Source organism: Scytonema sp. PCC 10023, from assembly GCF_963920835.1.
GTDB lineage: Bacteria > Cyanobacteriota > Cyanobacteriia > Cyanobacteriales > Nostocaceae > Kalymmatonema.
In genome coordinates, this window is sequence record NZ_CAWUDP010000023.1 from 84174 (window position 1) to 101835 (window position 17662).

Sequence of the window (17662 nt, forward strand, 5' to 3'; positions counted from 1 at the left end):
TTTCTTCTTTCTTCTTTCTTCACTTACCGTGTAATTTTACCCATATAATTTCCCCATAATTGAGCAGCTTGAGCGCTACTTCCAGATGTGGGGGCATTGTTGTCGTTTCCCAGCCAAATACCAGTGACCAGTCGTTTACTGGGAACAAAGCCAATAAACCACAAATCAACGTTTTTATCTGTTGTACCGGTTTTACCTGCTTCCCCTAGTCCTATCGCAGCACTGCGACCAGTACCGCTTGTAACCACGCCGCGCAGCAACCGAGTCATTGTATCAGCTATGTTCGTTTGCAGCACTCGTTTATTAGCCTCTGCGTCTTGGTCATAAGAGTAAATCACGCGGCAAGTTTTAGGGTCGTTCTGGTCACGGCACTCACTGCTATCTAAAATCCGGCTAATTGCATGAGGTCGATTCCACACACCGCCATTGCTGATAGCACCAAATGCACCAGTCATCTCCATGACATTCACTACACTTTGACCCAGCACCAACCCAGGAACTGCTTCTAACTGTGACTTCACCCCTAACTGTCGCGCCATTCCCACAACTTTATCCAGCCCGACTTCATGAGCAACCCTCAAAGCAATCGGGTTTTCAGATAAGGCAAGCCCCCTGGCAATGTCTAAACTACCAGCGCCAGTACGACAAGGTTTGTAGGTAAAGCCTTGCCAACGATAAGGGGCACAGGAATAAGACTTTTCCGGTGAAATCCCTTGCTCGAGAGCAGCTGCGTAAGCAAAGATTTTGAAGGTGGAACCTGGTTGTCTTTTTGCCTGAACAGCACGATTGAACTGGCTTGTTCTATAATCGGTGCCTCCTACCATTGCGATTATTGCTCCATTGCTTGAATCAAGGGTAAGCATCGCTCCTTGGGAAAAATTAAAAGATGACTTACCAGTGCGGACATGATTACGCAATGCGACTTCTGCTTGTGCTTGAATGGCTGGATCTAGTTGGGTTTCAATAATAAAGTTCCCTTCTGTTGCCAGTTCCTTGCCCAGAATATTTTGTAGTTCTTGGAAGACATAACTATAAAAATAAGGAGCAATTGTTTTTGCTTGCTGTTCGCAGACTTTGGGGCTGATTTCGATGGGCGAGCGCCTAGAGCGGTTATACTCATCTTGTTTGATTTTGCCCATCTCCAGCATCCGCTTCAGTACGCGATTGCGGTATTCAATCGTTCTGAGGTTATTTTGGCTATCTCCTCGTGTACAATAATCGAAGCCGTTGGGAGCAGGTAAAATTGCCACTAACGTTGCTGCTTCAGACAGTGTCAATTCTTTTGCTGACTTATCAAAGTAATAACGAGCAGCATCTTCAAAACCAGAGGTATCAGCTCCTAAGAAAACCCGATTTAAATAAGTCAGCAAGATGTAATCTTTGCTGTAAAACGTTTCTAATTTTAGGGCAACCATCGCTTCTCGGAATTTGCGACCAAGCGAGTCTTGCCTGCCTACATAATCGCGGAACAAACTCCTCGCAACCTGCTGAGTCACTGTACTCGCCCCTTGTTGGACATCACCGCTTTGCGTGTTAATAAACACCGCTCGCAAAATCCCCAAGGGGTCAACTCCAAAGTGCCAGTAATAACGACTATCTTCTGAAGCAACGACTGCCGTTGGCAAGTAAGGACCAAAGTCCTGCAACCGCTTCATATCTATATGAGCAGTCGTCCGAGGTTCGCGTAACTTGGTGGTGGCATCACGAGCATAAATTACCACGGGTGCTCGCGTTGGTCCGGGTAGGGGTTTGACATCAAATTTGAGCCATTCCACGCCCATGACTAGCGCCATCAGAGTTGTGATTCCACCGACACCGTAACCAGCCCAAGTTCCTGCTGTGACATACCAAGGCGGTGGATCGACATATTGCAGTCTGACTGAGGCGGCGAGTTCTGGAGGTCCGAGGGTGAGAATATCGCCATGACGCAATTCCAAAGAAGTGAGCCGACGCTTACCTCGATAAATGCCATTTGTAGAGTTTTCATCTTTAATGACAAAAACCGGTTGTCTTTGAGTAGAATCTCGTGCTAAAGACAAATGAATTTGGCTAACAACTGGGTTGCGGACAACAATATCGCAGGATTTGGAACTGCGACCGATGATGTAGCGATCGCCCAACAACGGATACACCTCCGCCTTATCCGCCCCCGCATCCTGCACCCAAAGTTCTGGTACTTTGGCATTTGGTTTGAGCGCCAGTTTGGAAAAATCGACTCTAGCTTGAATTGTTTGTACTGCTTGAGTTATCTGACCAAGCAAAGTTTGTGGCTTTTGAGGCGGTTGGGGGGAACTCATCGGCTATTGACACCAGTTTATTGGTAAGGAATCGGACGCACTATAATCTCGCTGCTTGTATTTGACCATTGTACTCATAAGCCTATGAGGACGTTGGCTGCACCGAATTGTTCCCGATTCAATTTAACATTAAGATATATATATAATTTGACTTATGTTGTTAATTTTGTCACATCTTTAATATATCGCTAAGATTTTTTCTTCTTTGCTTGTAGTGTTTGTCTTGTCTCTGTTTCATCTGTTGAAGAAATGTAAAGTAGCTACTTTTGATTTTGTATTTCTATTAACTACCACTTGATAAATCAAACAGATAAATATTCCCGTTTTAACACATAAGCACATTTTGAAGCAAAAATACAGATCTTCATTTAGGATGATTTTCTAAATGAAGATCTTTTGGTTTAATAAGCGGGAGTACTCCGTTGAGGTGTGGAGGTTAAGTAATATGAACGGAAAATATCTAACCCTTATCGGTACAGCCTTGACTCTGGCTTTAACCAGCAACGTTGCTCTTGCCCAGTCAAGCAAATTCGAGACTGCTCAATCAGGTGGTCAATCAGGTGGTGAATCCACTAGCTCACCCGGAGAAGTCAAACTTTCACCAAGAGTAGACAAGAAGAAGTTTTGCAGAGATTTCCCGCTTAACTCCCGTTGTCAAGGTGAAGCAGCATCTACACCAAATTCCGGTAGCAGTTCTGATACACAAAAGCAACCTGCTGATGGCAGCACAGCTACACCAGGCAAAGCGCCAAATGACCCTGGCACGCTAAATACCCCCAGCGGCACCCCTGATCTTCCCCCGGCTCCTGCTGGCAACCCTGCCGTCCCCGGTAGTGGAACTACTCAACAACAGACTCTACCTGGTGGTACAGGCGATACTCAAACGACCCCGCCTGGTGGTACAACAGGCGCTCCTGACAGCAGCACTACCCCTGGTGGCACAGGTGTACCTGGTACAGCGCCCGCTGACCCTGGCACCACAGGCAATCCAAGCGGCACTACTGAAATTGCCCCGCCTCCTGTTGGCAGCCCTGCTAACCCCGGCAACAGTAGTGATCCTACTGCTCCTGGTAGCAACACTACCGATCCAACTTTATCTCCCTCTCAAGGTGGTTCAGGCTCTGGCACGCAAAATCCTAGTTCAGGTGGATCGTCGCGGTAGTAGTCTCAACACTAGATTAGGCGTAATTTAATCGGCATTTGTCGTCAGTCGTCAGGAACCAGAATCCAGCTATGATTCTGTGCGGTTGGTGGATAACTTGAGCAATATGCCCCCACTTCATCTTTGATTTAGTGGGGGCATATTGCGATCCGGGGTTTGAAACAGGTTCAAGACCTGACTATAGCGTTTATCGGTTGCGTGCAATACACAGCTGTAGAGACTGTATTGTACGGTCTCTAGATTATTCGTGGTGTATTTAAGAAGAACGCAGAACACAGAACACAGTAATCAGAATATCCAAAACGAGTGAATCCGGGGGAAATAAGTGCGGAAAAAGTTTGTTAATCTCCAAAGGATAAATCCGGGGGCTTCAGACCAATACGGCTGAACAGAACTCTTAATTCATACCCAAAAAGCGTGTTTAATATTCTGACGAATGATTCTGTATCTATCGTTCTTTCTTGGTGATTGAAATGAGAACCGATATAACGGCAAACTCAGTTGAGGAATTGCACAAATTGTGACTTCTTCTTTTTGAGAGTAGTTTGCAAGAAAAATTTTCTACTTTCAGAGGAAAAGTCTGGGGATAGACAAGTCCGCTACCTGCGATTTGAAGTGGGAGTCTTTTGAAAGGTAGCAATGAGCAGGCAAACAATACCCATATTAATGAAGACATCTGCTAAATTAAAGACTGGAAAGTTAATCACTCGAAAATCAAGAAAATCAACAACGTAGCCCAGAACAAATCGGTCGATGCCATTACCGATCGCTCCGCCTAAAATAAAGCCATAACCTAGTTGCTCCCAAAGATGTAACACCGGACCAAACGATGCCAGTGCTATCAATGCTAAACTCACTCCCAAAGATAGCCAGCGTAACCATTCTACTTTCCCTGCTAACAGACTAAAAGCTGCACCAGTGTTGGTAACGTAGGTGAAGTGAAATACCCCCGGTAGTAGTGCTTGTGTTTGTCCCAAGCTAAAAGTTTGCACCACCCAGTATTTTGTGAGTTGGTCTAAGAAAAAAGCTAACAAGGCAGCAATCCAGAACAGGAGATTTTTTAAACGCATGGCGAATTTGTCATTTGTCATTTGTGAGCCAGCGCTGCAACGCCAGAAGTTCTGCAGGCGATCCCAACAAGCGGAAATTTCGCTTAAGGTTTCCAACTTGGTGGCGATTGGCGTAAGTGCGAAGGCACTCTAGAGGAGATACCCGAAGGGTTCTTTGTCATTTGCGCACAGGACAAAGGACACACCACTAAAAACTCATCACTAGTAAAACATTAGGTGGCGCAGTACATATGCTATAACAACGACAGCGCAAACTACTGATAGTTGTCCAGGCAGTGCCAACCAGGAGTATGTGAGCATTGCTTCTTGCATCAGAGACAGAGTTTCTGTTCCTTTCCATTGAAAAACATAGCTGATAATCAAATAAGTAATACCGCACAAGTGCACAGTTAACAAGCCACAAAAACAACTAAAGGCGAGAGTTTCTAGCCGAGGTCTAGCTTTAAAGGCGAAAAACCCACAAATCCAAGCTCCAGGGATAAAACCAAGCAAATAACCAAACTGGGATAGCTTCACATAACCAATGCCGCCACCGTTAGCAAACACAGGTAACAAAGTTAATCCCATCACTAAATATGCGATTTGCGAGAGCGCACCAGCATTTTTGCCCCCTAAACAACCAACGAGCAGCACCCCACCAATTTGATAGGTGACACCCACAGACAAAGTATGAATTCCATGTTGACTCCAATTCCAAGGTAAAGTGGTGACATAGGCTTCTAGGAATGTACCACCCATCGTTAGCAGTAAGCCAATCATAGACCATAGTAATTGATTGGATGCGGCTAGCATTTACAAGGCACTCATGCAAAGGACTCTCGTACAAAAGTGTAAATAATAGTATTATTTTATTTCTTAATCTCTAATTGGAAAATAAGTAGGTAGGCGGGAATAAGTAGGTCAGTACAAATAAAGTTAACAAGTTTTGGCAGTCATTAGTCATTAGTAAGGGTTTTAGGCGTTTTTATCTTTCTTAACTAGCTGGTGTTTATTTCCACCTATCTACTTAAACAGAACTATATTACAAAATATAAATATGGTCGAAACTCTTACCAATTTACGCCGCAGGACTCAAGGGAGGTTCCCCTGCAATGGCTCATAATGACAAATGACTCAGGACGACCCTTTCCAATTATGTTTTTTCTTACCGACCTACTTATATATGCACTTGGCAAACTTGACCCTCAAATTATATGAAGCCTTGCTAACTAGTCAAGGAACTTGTTCTGTTGTCTGGTATATACTTTTCTTCTGTCATATTCTCTTGAGATTTCAGCAGGATCGCTATTTTATAAATTTAAACAAGTTGAAAATGCTATTCTGAACACATATACCTGTCTAATTGCATTTTTTCATCCCTCAATAGGATGATCTTTCTACATTACCATGGTTGTGTAAGTTGTTTTTGTCTCTGTTGGACTAAAACGAATGTACTACTGTATCATTTATTCTACGAATTAACTGATTGCAGTGGCAAAGTTTTGTCCAGTAAAGATTAAATTTTGCGAGATGAGGGGTAAGAAAAAGTAGCCATTCCAAAGTAGTAATTCCAATGATGTTAACCTTCTCTTTACTCTGCAGTTGTATAGTATAAACGCTTAACTGGAAAATCACAGAAACGACACATCCATGCTTTTTCGTTGCCCTGTAACTAATCTTTCTCGTTTAACAAAAACAATTTCAGTAGTAGCACTGAGTACTACTTTGGCGGCTTGCGGTGGACAGCAAGCGCAAAACGGTGCTACGACTGGCGAATCCTCTCCTGGATCTGCTACTAATACAACGGCTACTGCTCCAGGCAAACTAGACCTTGGTGGAAAGGTGAGCTTAAATGGGTCTGGTGCCACCTTCCCAGCACCGCTGTACCAAACTTGGTTTCAGGCTTTAAACCAGAGATATCCCAATCTCCAAGTCAACTATCAACCAGTTGGTAGCGGTGCAGGAATTGAGCAATTTACCAAAGGTCTTGTAGACTTTGGTGCCAGCGACGTTGCTATGACAGATGAAGAAATCCAAAAGGTGCAAAATGGCGTACTTTTGCTACCTATGACTGCGGGTAGCATCGTGCTAGCTTACAACCTGCCTGGTGTAGAGGGACTAAAGCTTCCACGGGATGTTTATACTGGTATCTTCTTAGGCACAATTAAGTCTTGGAACGACCCCAAAATTGCTGCAGCTAACCCTGGTGCCAAGCTTCCCAACACGCCAATCACAACTGTGCATCGTGCTGAAGGTAGTGGCACCACGGGTGTATTTACGCAACACCTGAGTGCAATTAATCCGGAATGGAAGTCTAAAGTTGGCAGTGGGAAAACTGTAAACTGGCCTGCGGGACTTGCTGCTAAGGGCAATGATGGTGTTACCGCCCAAATACAACAAACTCAAGGCTCAATTGGTTACGTCGAGTACGCTTACGCCAAAAATAGTAAACTCAATTTTGCTACTTTGGAAAATAAAGCTAAGCAATTTGTTGCACCAAGCGATGAATCTGCAGCTAAAACCTTGGCATCGGTAAACTTGCCAGAAAATCTCCGCGCCTTCATTACAGACCCAGAAGGGGCAGATTCCTATCCGATTGTGACCTACACTTGGATTCTGGCTAACAAGAAATATCCCGATGCCGCAAAAGCCAAAGCAGTAGAAGCCATGATTGAGTACGGCTTGACAGAAGGTCAGAAAATTGCTCCACAACTAGGCTACGTTCCTCTCCCCCAAACCGTGGTTCAAAAAGTGACAGCGGCTGCCGATGCAATCAGCCCAGATTATAAAATTGCTGGGGGTGGCAGTGCTACTGGTGCCAGCGCCAGCAAATAGCACGCTGAGCTTTTTGAATTTTGAATTTTGAATTTTGAATTTCTTGGTGTGGTTCGCTCCCACTTCTTTTTTCATTAATGGGTCTCGTCATGACTACACAAGCCCAGATTCCAATAGTTAAACCACCTTCTCAAGCAGAAAAGTCACTGGATCGTGGCTTTATTTGGCTGACTCGGATTTTTGCATTGGCGGTTGCTGCCGTCCTACTATGGATAGCTATTCAGGTTGGCAAAGAGGCCTGGCCTGCTATTCAAAAGTATGGTGCTAGCTTTTTAGTTAACAGTACTTGGAACCCTGTTACAAATGAGTACGGTGCGCTGCCGCAAATTTACGGTACTTTAGTGAGTGCTTTTATTGGTTTGTTGATAGCTGTACCAATTGGCGTTGGCACAGCTGTGTTGCTGAGCGAAAATTTCTTACCAGCAAAAGTGCGGTTAGTGCTGGTTTTCTTGGTAGAACTGCTAGCAGCAATTCCTAGCATTGTGTATGGAATATGGGGATTTTTTGTTTTAGTTCCCCCGTTAACAAGCCTGGGAAAATTTCTCAATTCTTCCTTAGGCTTTTTGCCAATTTTTAGCACAGTTCCCGCAGGACCAAATATGTTGGCTGCTGGAGTCATCTTAGCCATTATGACTTTGCCTATCATCACAGCCATCTCTCGCGATGCTCTGATTTCCCTACCCCCTACTTTGCGTCAAGCAGCTCTGGGACTGGGAGCCACCCGTTGGGAGACAATTTTGAAGGTTCTCATTCCAGCTGCCTTTTCTGGCATTGTGAGTGCTGTGATGCTGGGACTCGGGCGGGCAATGGGAGAAACAATGGCTGTCACGATATTGATTGGAAACTCTAATAACATTAACGCCTCGCTGTTTGCACCAGCCAATACGATTTCTTCTCTGTTGGCTAGTCAATTTTCAGAAGCCGGCGGACTGCAAATTGCAGCTTTAATGTACGCAGCGTTAATTCTGTTTGTTCTAACTCTTATAGTCAACATTTTGGCAGAGTTGATCGTACTACGAGTCAAGCGACTGTAGCATTTGGGTGTGTTAAAATATGACTTCTAATTTTTCACAGCAGCCGTCTGGTGGATCGGGACGCAGCAGTCTGGCTTACTCTCGCTCGTCTTCCCGGACATTGTTTAACACGGTGATGACGGTTTTAGCATTTGTATGCGGGATATTGTCTCTTTTGCCGTTGCTGTCAGTGCTGATTTACGTCCTCTTGCGAGGCTTCAGCAGTTTTAGTTTGAATATATTTACCCAATTACCACCGCCGCCGTTCGGATTGGGAGGAGGTTTTGGTCATGCCATTGTCGGAACAATAATAGTAGTAGCACTTGCTGCACTATTTAGCATTCCTTTTGGAGTTTTGGCAGCAATTTATTTGACAGAGTTTAGCTCTGGTAAGATATCTCGCTGGGTTCGGTTTGCTACCAATATTTTGAGCGGAGTTCCCTCGATTATTGCTGGAGTGTTTGCTTATGCAATTGTGGTTCTGACCACTGATACATTCTCCGCTGTGGCTGGAGGAGTCGCTCTGGCAATTTTGATGTTGCCGATTATAGTGCGAACCACTGACGAAGCTTTGCAATTAGTCTCACAAGATTTGCGCCAAGCCGCTACGGGGTTAGGAGCAACTAAGTTTCAAACAGTTTCCCAAGTAGTGTTACCAGCAGCTGTACCAGCAATTGTGACTGGGGTCACTTTGGCGATCGCTCGTGCGTCTGGAGAAACCGCACCTTTACTGTTTACGGCTTTAGCGTTTCAGTATTGGCCCACTAGCTTATTCGCTCCCACACCTTCTCTTGCTGTTTTTGTTTATAACTATGGCACTTCGCCGTATGCAAATTTGCAGTCACTCGCTTGGGCGGCGGCTTTGATTTTGGTGTTGTTGGTTCTGCTGACAAATATCATTGCCCGTTGGGCAACGAGTCGCACACTTAAATAAGAAAAGCAAGCTCGAACATTTAACTAAAATCAAGAAAACAACGTTACTTATTTATGACTACCGACACTAAAACCGGGAATCAAACGGATACCGTTTTTCGTACAGAGGGACTGAATGTATACTACGGAAATTTCTTGGCAGTACGCGATATTTGGCTGAATGTCCCTAGAAATAGAGTAGTAGCCTTTATTGGTCCTTCTGGATGTGGTAAGAGTACCTTGCTGCGCTGCTACAACCGCCTCAACGATCTAATTGAAAGTTTTCGAGCAGAAGGAAAAGTTTTTTACCAGGGTGAAGATTTGTACGCATCTCACATTGATCCCGTGGAAGTGCGTCGTCGGATTGGAATGGTGTTTCAAAAACCGAACCCTTTTCCAAAGTCAATTTATGACAATATTACCTTTGGTCCTAGGCTCAACGGCTACAAAGGTGATATGGATGAACTGGTAGAGCGATCGCTCAGACAAGCCGCTTTGTGGGATGAAGTCAAAGATAAACTCCGGCAAAGTGGCTTGTCCTTATCTGGAGGACAACAACAGCGCTTGTGTATTGCTCGGGCGATCGCAGTTCAGCCTGAAGTTATTTTAATGGATGAACCTTGTTCTGCTCTTGACCCTATCTCCACCCTGCGGGTTGAAGAACTGATTCACCAACTCAAAGAGCAATACACAATTATTATCGTGACTCACAATATGCAACAGGCTTCGCGAGTTTCGGATCAGACTGCCTTCTTTAACGTGCAAACGTCTGAAAAAGGAGGTCGTACCGGTTATCTTGTGGAGTTTGACCGCACAGAAGCAATTTTCCAGAATCCCAAACAGGAAGCTACTAAGGAATACGTCAGTGGTAAATTTGGTTGAAGATTTTATTTGCCGCAATAAGTCGCAATAATTTAAGAATGCAACATAAAGCTGTTCTGGTTTCTAGGATTCACCTGGAGACTATTTTTATATACTCTTTTTTTATAAATAAAGCGGGCGGCGGGAATCGAACCCGCATTAATAGCTTGGAAGGCTATAGTTTTACCACTAAACTACGCCCGCAAATCCACATCCATTACAGGATAACACAATCTTAATGAGATGCCAAGTATTCAATTATATTATGTTCGTAGTGAGGACTTTAATCCTCATTTGTTCTCATAAGGACTGAAGTTCTTAGCACAAACAATCGGAGAATCAAGACTGAGGTGGTTTCGGCTGTATTTTGATACGTACAGGAAGCTGTCCTTGAGGTGGTTTTGTTCCATTGTTGTTGCTAGCAGGGATAAATTCCTGACCTTTGAAAATTTCCTCGGCGTACTCGTGATATTGACTTGCCTGTGGTTCCGGTATCTTTGGATCTATAATGATCATCTCCAATTTGCCTTCCTGATTAATATTTAACACCGCTAAGAACTCTATAGGCTGATTGCCAAGTTCTCTATTCAGTGCAAGGAAGTTCAATTGTTTTTCCGTAATATCCCCTTTGATTTGAGGTGGGTTGTCTGTTCTATCCTTTCTTATCAAATCAGTTTCTGGACTCCAGGTTGCTACTCCTACTCCTGTGCCATTTTCCTCATTCAAAGGTGGCGACTGTTGAGGATTGACTGGTGGAGCAATATCTTGTAGAGGCGTTGCTTGTCCAACAGCGACTTCACCTTCTGGTGTGGGGAGACTACTAGGCGTCCCTTGCGCCTCCTGTGTTTCCGGTGAGGAATCAGTACCAGTTGAATCTGTGGGGTTATTCTGCGGATTTAAAGCCTGATTTTGCTCACCGAGTTCTTGATTTGCTTCATTTTGAGTATCTGTATTTGTACTGTCAGCAGTGTTAGGCTGTGGAGTTGGTTCTGGTTGTTGTGCTTGGGGAGTGACTTCTGAAGTCCGCTGTGGAGTTGGTTCTGGTTGTTGCGCTTGGGGAGTGACTTCCGGAGTCGGCTGTGGAGTTGGTTCTGGTTGTTGCGCTTGGGGAGTGACTTCCGGAGTCGGCTGTGGAGTTGGTTCTGGTTGGTTTTGCTCAGGAGGCTGGGGTGAAGGTGTTGGTTCAGATGTTGCATCTTGTTGAGGCTTAGATTGTGCTTGTTGCTCGACAACCCGTTGTTGTGAAGATGGCTGGGTTGTTGTATCATCTGCTTTAGGTTGAGAAGTCCTCGCTTTTTTGGTGTTATCGAAAGCGATCGCCCCATCGGGCGTTGTACGGAGCGCGATTCCATTACTATCTTCTACAGTAGAAGTCTTTGGAGTAAAATTCTCTTGAGCGGCTGGCTTTGATGACCTAACTACAGTCGGCTTTCCAGTTGTGGAAGCTCTTTTTGACGAAACTGGCTTTGCTTTTGATGGCGCTTTTCGTCCTGACGAAATCTCTACAAACTCTACTGGGATAGGATTTGAAGAACTTCGTTGCGACAGGCTATAAGAATTCGAGCGTAGCAACCAGAATAGCAGCAAGTGCAGGGTAACAGAAATTGCGGCTACAGAAATCCACAAACCAGGTGGATCGGTGTGTCGCCTCGATGCTTTATCTGGAATAGGAGTTTTATCAGCAACCGATTGTGTCATATTAAACCATGAGTCCTGATTCCTGAGTTAGTGTAGCACTGCCTTACCACTGGTTGTGATTTGTGCGAATAATCACTAACGACGAAACAGTCTCAGTGAATCAGGAGAAATTATCGATTAGCTACGAGTTCTGGTTTGACAGTGAAGGTAAGAACAGTTTCGTCTACTCCTTTAAGTTGTAGCGGACTGCATTTCGTCATTTCTTCATCCTGCAAATAATCTGCCACAGCCGCAGAAACCAGAATCGTACCGGGAACAGCGGCTTGTTGCAGCCTTGCGGCAATATTCACGCTTGGACCAATTGCTGTATAGTCAGATCGTTCAGCGCTACCAAACATTCCCACAACTGCCGTACCCTGGTGGATACCACAGCGAAATTGTACAGCAGAACCTGCACCAAAAATACCCTGCTGTTTCCAGTGTTGGTTTAAATGTTCAAGCGATCGCAGCATTGCTCTTGCTGTGTTGATGGCGCGACGCACCTGTTCGTTGGGTGTTATTTCTTCTGGTGCTCCAAACAAAGCTAAAATAGCATCTCCCATAAATTTATCCACAGTGCCGCCGTTATCAAACACGACTCGCGTCATTTCTTCTAAATATTCATTGAGTAACTCTGCAACTCGGCGCGATCGCAGGGTATTTGCTAATTGAGTAAAACCCACAATGTCACTAAACAAAACTGTAATCAACCGTGGTTCCGGTTGCAAATCCAAGGCTAACTCTCCTGCAGCTGCTTTTTGCACCAACGCGGGAGGCAAAAAGCGCTTGAGTACCGACTCTGTGAGGTAAGTGTTTAACTCGACAACTCGGCGTTCATTTTCTTTTAATGCTAAGAGATTCCGCACCTCTGCTAAAAGTTCGCGGTTATTAAATGGCTTAGACAAATAAGCATCTGCACCATGTTCTGTTCCTTCAATACGAGTTTCCTCATCAGCTTTTGCCGTTAGTAAGATGATTGGTATTCCTTTCAAATTTTTCTCGTTGCGAATCACTCGAATCATCTCTAGCCCTGATATTACAGGCATCATCAAGTCGCTAACTATTAAACTAGGTACCATTTCCTTGGCTAAGTGCAAACCTTCTAAACCATTACAAGCAGTTTGCACTTGATAGTTGTTGGCACGTAAAATTCTGCAAACATAAGCTCGTAAATCTGGGTTGTCGTCTACAACTAAAATTAAATGCCCATTCTTGACTTTTGAATCTTGGGTATCAAAGTCTGTTGTATGGCTTTCGCTGTCGTCACCTGTGAGTAGCAATTCCAAATCAGCTAATTCCACACTAGCGCGGTTAGTGTTGAACTGGCATGGTACTTCTAGTACTTGTTCTGCGCTCAAGTGAGTTTTTCCAGGGAGAAGCCATACGGTAAAAGTAGTGCCTTTGCCGTAGACTGATTCTACCGTGACTTTACCGCCGTGAAGTTCCACCAATTCTTTGACTAAAGCCAAACCCAAACCACTTCCTTCATAAGAACGGTTTTCTGAGCCTTCAGCTTGGCGAAAACGCTCAAATAAGTGGGGAATTTTTTCTTTAACTATACCAATTCCCGTGTCTTGTACTTGCAATATGCACTTGTCGTTTAGTGATTCTACGTTAACCCGGATGCTTCCCCCTGAGGGCGTAAATTTCATAGCATTTGACAGGAGGTTGTAAACCACCTTGTCGAATTTTTCCATATCCAAGTACACAGTGGGACATTCTCCCATTTGAGTCAGCAGGTACAGTCCCTTTTTCTCACAGTAAGGGCGAAACGATTCTACAATTTGACTCACAAATTGAACTAAATTGCAGGGACGGAAACCAGGCTCCATCCTATCAGCATCTAGGCGTTGCAGATCGAGTAATTGATTGACGAGTCGCAGTAGACGGCGGGAGTTACGCAAGGCGATCGCACTTTCAGGGTAGGACAACCCCTGCTTTGAGGCGACAGCCGCTTCTAATGGTCCTTGAATCAAGGTTATCGGAGTACGGAACTCGTGAGAAATATTTTGAAAAAATTCGGTTTTTTGTCGATCTAATTCCAGTAAGCGCTCAGCTTGTTCGCGGGTTTTTTGGTAAAGTCGAGACTGCTGCACGGCGATCGCCGCTTGAGCTGCGACTGCTTTTGCTAACTCAATTTCCGATGACATCCACTGACGTGGTTTATTACCTTCACGCAGCGTAATACTACCGATACTTTTGCCGTCAGCAAGTAAAGGAACAACCATGAGCGATCGCGTAGGCACCTTCAAAGGCAAATCAAATCCTTTCATTTCTGGAGGACACAGGTTCATATCAGCAATAAGCACTGGCTGCTGTGTCTGCAACATTTCTTGGAGAATTGGATTTTCCTGAATAGGAGCTTGAGATTGAGGCAATTGTTGAGTATTAATGTTGTCAACACTACCCAAATTTTCCCGCTTTAAATTTTGAGAATTGTCATACAAGCCGACACACTGGACAAACTCATCTTCTTCTGTCCACAAAGACAGAACACAGCCATCTACTTGTAAAGCTTGTCCCAATTGTTGTGTAATAGCCGCAAAAATATCTTGAGGATTCAGGCTAGAGCGAATCGCACTAGTAATCGTATTAATCAGGGCTTCGCGTTGAGCAAGAGCGTGTACTTGCTCATAAGCACGAGCTTGGGACAAAGCTAAAGCTGCCTGATCTGCCACCATCATCACCAACTGTACCTCATCTTCTCCCCAAAGCCGAGGCTCGTTGCACTGATGCAGCGCCAGCACAGCCATCAGTTCTTGTCGGCAAATCAGTGGTACCACCAAGCTAGAGCAAATATGAGCAGCTGCAAAAGCTGCAGCGCGACTTTGCAACTGGGGATGATCACCTTGGATACACTTATCGCTCGCCACATCGTTAATAACGTGAACTTCGCGGGTTTCCCAGACTGTTTGAGCTAGCAACAGGCTGAGGGGAGGAGAGGATGAGGAGGATGAGGAGGATGAGGAGGATGAGGAAGTAATTTCTCCCTCATCTCCCCTATCTCCCTCATCTCCCCTATCTCCCCCATCTCCCTCATTTCCCCTATCTCCCCCATCTCCCCCATCTCCCTCATCTCCCTCATCTCCCTCATCTCCCTCATCTCCCCTATCTCCCCCATCTCCCTCATCTCCCCCCTCTCCCTCATCTCCCTCATCTCCCCCCTCTCCCTCATCCTGGTAAATAAATCCTTCATCCAGCAGTTGCTCATCTTGGAAGGGGCGCAGGAGGCAGATATCTACTTCCAGCATATGACCGACAGTTTGTACAATTGTTTGTAGGATTTGCCGGTAGTCTAAAGCGCTGCGAATCGTATTTGTGATAATATTGAGCAACGATTCCTGACGGAGTGTGCGGTATAGTTCATGAGTGCGGGCTTTGAGAACATTGTGAGTATCCATTGCTTGGCGTACTACCGCTTTGAGTTCCTCTGTCTCCCAGGGTTTGGTAACATATTTGAAGACCTTGCCAGAGTTTATTGCTTCCACCAGGTCTTCAACATCGGTATATCCTGTTAAAATAATCCGGATGATATCAGGATATTGAGTAGCTGTTAAACTCAAAAATTCCGTACCGCTCATCATTGGCATCCGCTGATCGCAGATAATGACTGACACATCTTTCTCTTGCGCTAGCAGATCCAATGCCACTGAACCAGAACTTGCTTTAAGCACCTTATAGTCGTGAGAAAAAGTGCGATAGAGCAATTCAAGGTTGTCAAGTTCGTCATCGACAACCAAAATTTTAGGCTGACTGTTTGCTTGGGATTTCATGCACCGTTTTCCTGCTGTAACGGCAGACGGATAGGTAATAATCTGATTGAGTAGAGATGTTTCTGAGTCTCTTGAGAGCACATTGCTAGCAATCCGGCTGTTTGCCCACATAATATCAAGTCCGGATGAATACTTGTCATTTCCGTAAGAACCCCCTTTTCCAACCCCAAAGGGAACCCCTTTCCCCCTATCGCCAGAGGCGACTGTGAGTCCCCCGTAAAAATACGCCAGTGGGTACGGCCACGCTAGTCCCTAAGAGGGACGCTGCGCAAACGCTATCACGTCCCCTCCTCGCTTGCGCTTAGGGGCGGCGCGGAGTGGGGTGCAGTTAAGGTGGAAATCATAATTAATTAGCCAAACATGATATGACTGCTTACAATCAAAGCTTTTACTAATAACCAATTGCCTCAATAGCTTATGTAGATTCCCATTTACTTTGGTGCACCCCAATTACATTGATGCTAAGCTTTCACCTTATATAGCAATCCTAAATGATAAGCCCTGAGTCTTTACGGATACGCTCTTGCAACGCAAACGCGCAGCCTGCGCCCTTGGCGCTCAGTTCAGGAGGAGGTATGGACTCTGCCTTCGGCTACGTAAAATTCTCTGTTCTGTGTTCTCTCTTTTCTTGGCGTTCTTGGCGTTCCTACGCTTCGCTCGAGGGCAGGCTTGGCGGTAATAATTTTTATAAATCAAATAGGACTGCTATAGAATAGTTACTTAGTTGCTAAATTTCTACTTACCCAAGAGCGAGAACTGTCAAACAAAGTACCCAGCACTCAAGGATGGCTGAAAAATCAACTTGTTGCCACATATGCAGTTTTCCCACCGCAGCAGTAACGTTAACATTTGCAGATAAGTTTTATTTAGAGCAATCATGGTAAAGTTTGCAATACAACAATAAAATTAAAGAGCAAAGTATACTATTGAACAAATACCCACTTGCAATTTAGCAATCACGACCATCAGCCCGCTATGCAGAATCATTGCCCATAGTATAGGGTTCATAAGGACTCAGTCCTGAATTCTCAAAAAGTCCAGCAGTTCTCTTGCATAAGTCAAGAACGAAACTTTTTCAATCATTGCCTTTATCCTACTAGGCACACAGCAATGTTTTGCTTAGAAACCAGATTTTGCCCTGATGTGTGTGTCAAAAAATTTTGTAGGCAATTCTTGTTGCAGCAGATTATACTACAAAAAACAGTGCGAGCTATGTTGCTATTTTGCTGATTGTTAGATATGCTCTGAAGCTTAGGTATAGAGGAACAATATCTAGTATCTATGAGCAAATTTAAAGTTTTCATACAGGTTTGATGGTGTTTTAGGAAATTTGAGAATATTTCTGTAGCATAAAATCAAAACTAAACTAGCCTTGAAACCCTCGTTTTTTCACTCATCTCATCAAGAACCAGTCTCAGCCGCCGCCCTCCCAGCTTCCAGCCAATTCCAAATTCGTGCGGCTACCGCTGCTGATTTGACTGGTGTTGCCCAAATTATTGCCGAAAGCTTTCACTCGCAAAATGGTTTATTCGGGTGGGTTTTTCCATTATTACGTTTGGGTATATACGAAGATTTAAGGCATCGTTTGGCATCTCCTGCGCCTCATCACATCTGTTTAGTTGCTGTTGACAGGACTGCTGATGCCGCAAGTAACTTAGTTGGAACTGTAGAATTGGGTGTGCGTTTTAGTGATTCTTGGATACAAAGCGGTAAGAGTTTTCCTTACTTGTCTAATTTAGCCGTACACCCAAAATACCGCAGACAAGGCGCTGCTTCTGGGTTACTGATAGGTTGTGAAAAAGTAGCCCTTTCCTGGGGATTCCAAGATTTATACCTCCATGTTTTGGAAGATAACCATCACGCTGGGCAACTGTATTTCAAGCTGGGATATCAGGTGCATAAAGTCGAATCTCATTTGAATGCATTCTTTTTAAGACGCTCACGCCAGATTCTTTTGCACAAGCGCCTAAATCTTGACTCAGCTATTTAAATTCTCTTTTTTTGTGAGTCTTATGCCGTTTGGTGTAGGCTTCTAATACCTTTTGGTGCAAGCTTAACTGATTGCTTGAGTATATAATAATGT

Annotated in this window: 11 protein-coding genes and 1 tRNA gene; 6 read left to right on the top strand and 6 right to left on the bottom strand. The window is 44.6% G+C overall.

The window, feature by feature from the left end; translation table 11 throughout:
- Nucleotides 1–23: 23 nt before the first annotated feature.
- Nucleotides 24–2297, bottom strand: a complete 2274-nt coding sequence (locus ACM0OZ_RS16045) for a transglycosylase domain-containing protein (protein ID WP_414583812.1) — start codon at nucleotides 2295–2297, stop codon at nucleotides 24–26.
- Between the two features lie 445 nt (nucleotides 2298–2742).
- On the opposite strand from ACM0OZ_RS16045, the gene ACM0OZ_RS16050 reads away from it, so the two are divergent.
- Nucleotides 2743–3459: a hypothetical protein gene (locus ACM0OZ_RS16050; RefSeq protein WP_414583813.1), complete on the top strand. Its 717-nt coding sequence runs from the start codon at nucleotides 2743–2745 to the stop codon at nucleotides 3457–3459.
- A gap of 599 nt (nucleotides 3460–4058) precedes the next feature.
- On the opposite strand, the gene lspA is transcribed toward ACM0OZ_RS16050, so the two are convergent.
- Both lspA and ACM0OZ_RS16060 read right to left on the bottom strand, forming a co-directional pair.
- Nucleotides 4059–4529, bottom strand: coding sequence for a signal peptidase II (gene lspA, locus ACM0OZ_RS16055; RefSeq protein WP_414583831.1), 471 nt, complete (start codon nucleotides 4527–4529; stop codon nucleotides 4059–4061).
- A 201-nt stretch (nucleotides 4530–4730) separates the two neighbouring features.
- Complete coding sequence (locus ACM0OZ_RS16060; protein WP_414583814.1) at nucleotides 4731–5321, bottom strand: biotin transporter BioY; 591 nt, start codon at nucleotides 5319–5321, stop codon at nucleotides 4731–4733.
- A gap of 837 nt (nucleotides 5322–6158) precedes the next feature.
- Here ACM0OZ_RS16060 and pstS point away from each other — a divergent pair.
- From pstS to pstB, 4 genes are all read left to right on the top strand, one after another.
- Entirely contained in the window at nucleotides 6159–7343 is a 1185-nt protein-coding gene (gene pstS / locus ACM0OZ_RS16065; protein WP_414583815.1) for a phosphate ABC transporter substrate-binding protein PstS, read from the top strand.
- 89 nt (nucleotides 7344–7432) lie between these two features.
- Nucleotides 7433–8377: a phosphate ABC transporter permease subunit PstC gene (pstC, locus tag ACM0OZ_RS16070; protein WP_414583816.1), complete on the top strand. Its 945-nt coding sequence runs from the start codon at nucleotides 7433–7435 to the stop codon at nucleotides 8375–8377.
- A gap of 19 nt (nucleotides 8378–8396) precedes the next feature.
- On the top strand, nucleotides 8397–9290 hold the full coding sequence (pstA, locus tag ACM0OZ_RS16075) for a phosphate ABC transporter permease PstA (RefSeq protein ID WP_414583817.1): 894 nt from the start codon (nucleotides 8397–8399) through the stop codon (nucleotides 9288–9290).
- Nucleotides 9291–9343: 53 nt separating this feature from the next.
- On the top strand, nucleotides 9344–10150 hold the full coding sequence (gene pstB, locus ACM0OZ_RS16080; protein WP_414583818.1) for a phosphate ABC transporter ATP-binding protein PstB: 807 nt from the start codon (nucleotides 9344–9346) through the stop codon (nucleotides 10148–10150).
- Between the two features lie 112 nt (nucleotides 10151–10262).
- Here the strand turns inward: pstB and ACM0OZ_RS16085 are convergent.
- The 3 genes from ACM0OZ_RS16085 to ACM0OZ_RS16095 form a co-directional block, all read right to left on the bottom strand.
- A tRNA-Gly gene (locus ACM0OZ_RS16085) sits at nucleotides 10263–10333 on the bottom strand.
- Nucleotides 10334–10468: 135 nt separating this feature from the next.
- Nucleotides 10469–11827: a hypothetical protein gene (locus tag ACM0OZ_RS16090; RefSeq protein WP_414583819.1), complete on the bottom strand. Its 1359-nt coding sequence runs from the start codon at nucleotides 11825–11827 to the stop codon at nucleotides 10469–10471.
- A gap of 110 nt (nucleotides 11828–11937) precedes the next feature.
- Entirely contained in the window at nucleotides 11938–15579 is a 3642-nt protein-coding gene (locus ACM0OZ_RS16095; RefSeq protein ID WP_414583832.1) for a response regulator, read from the bottom strand.
- Between the two features lie 1354 nt (nucleotides 15580–16933).
- Between ACM0OZ_RS16095 and ACM0OZ_RS16100 the strand changes: the two genes are divergently transcribed.
- The gene (locus tag ACM0OZ_RS16100; protein WP_414583833.1) at nucleotides 16934–17569 is read left to right on the top strand and encodes an N-acetyltransferase family protein; all 636 of its coding nucleotides are present in this window, start codon (nucleotides 16934–16936) and stop codon (nucleotides 17567–17569) included.
- Nucleotides 17570–17662: the final 93 nt, after the last annotated feature.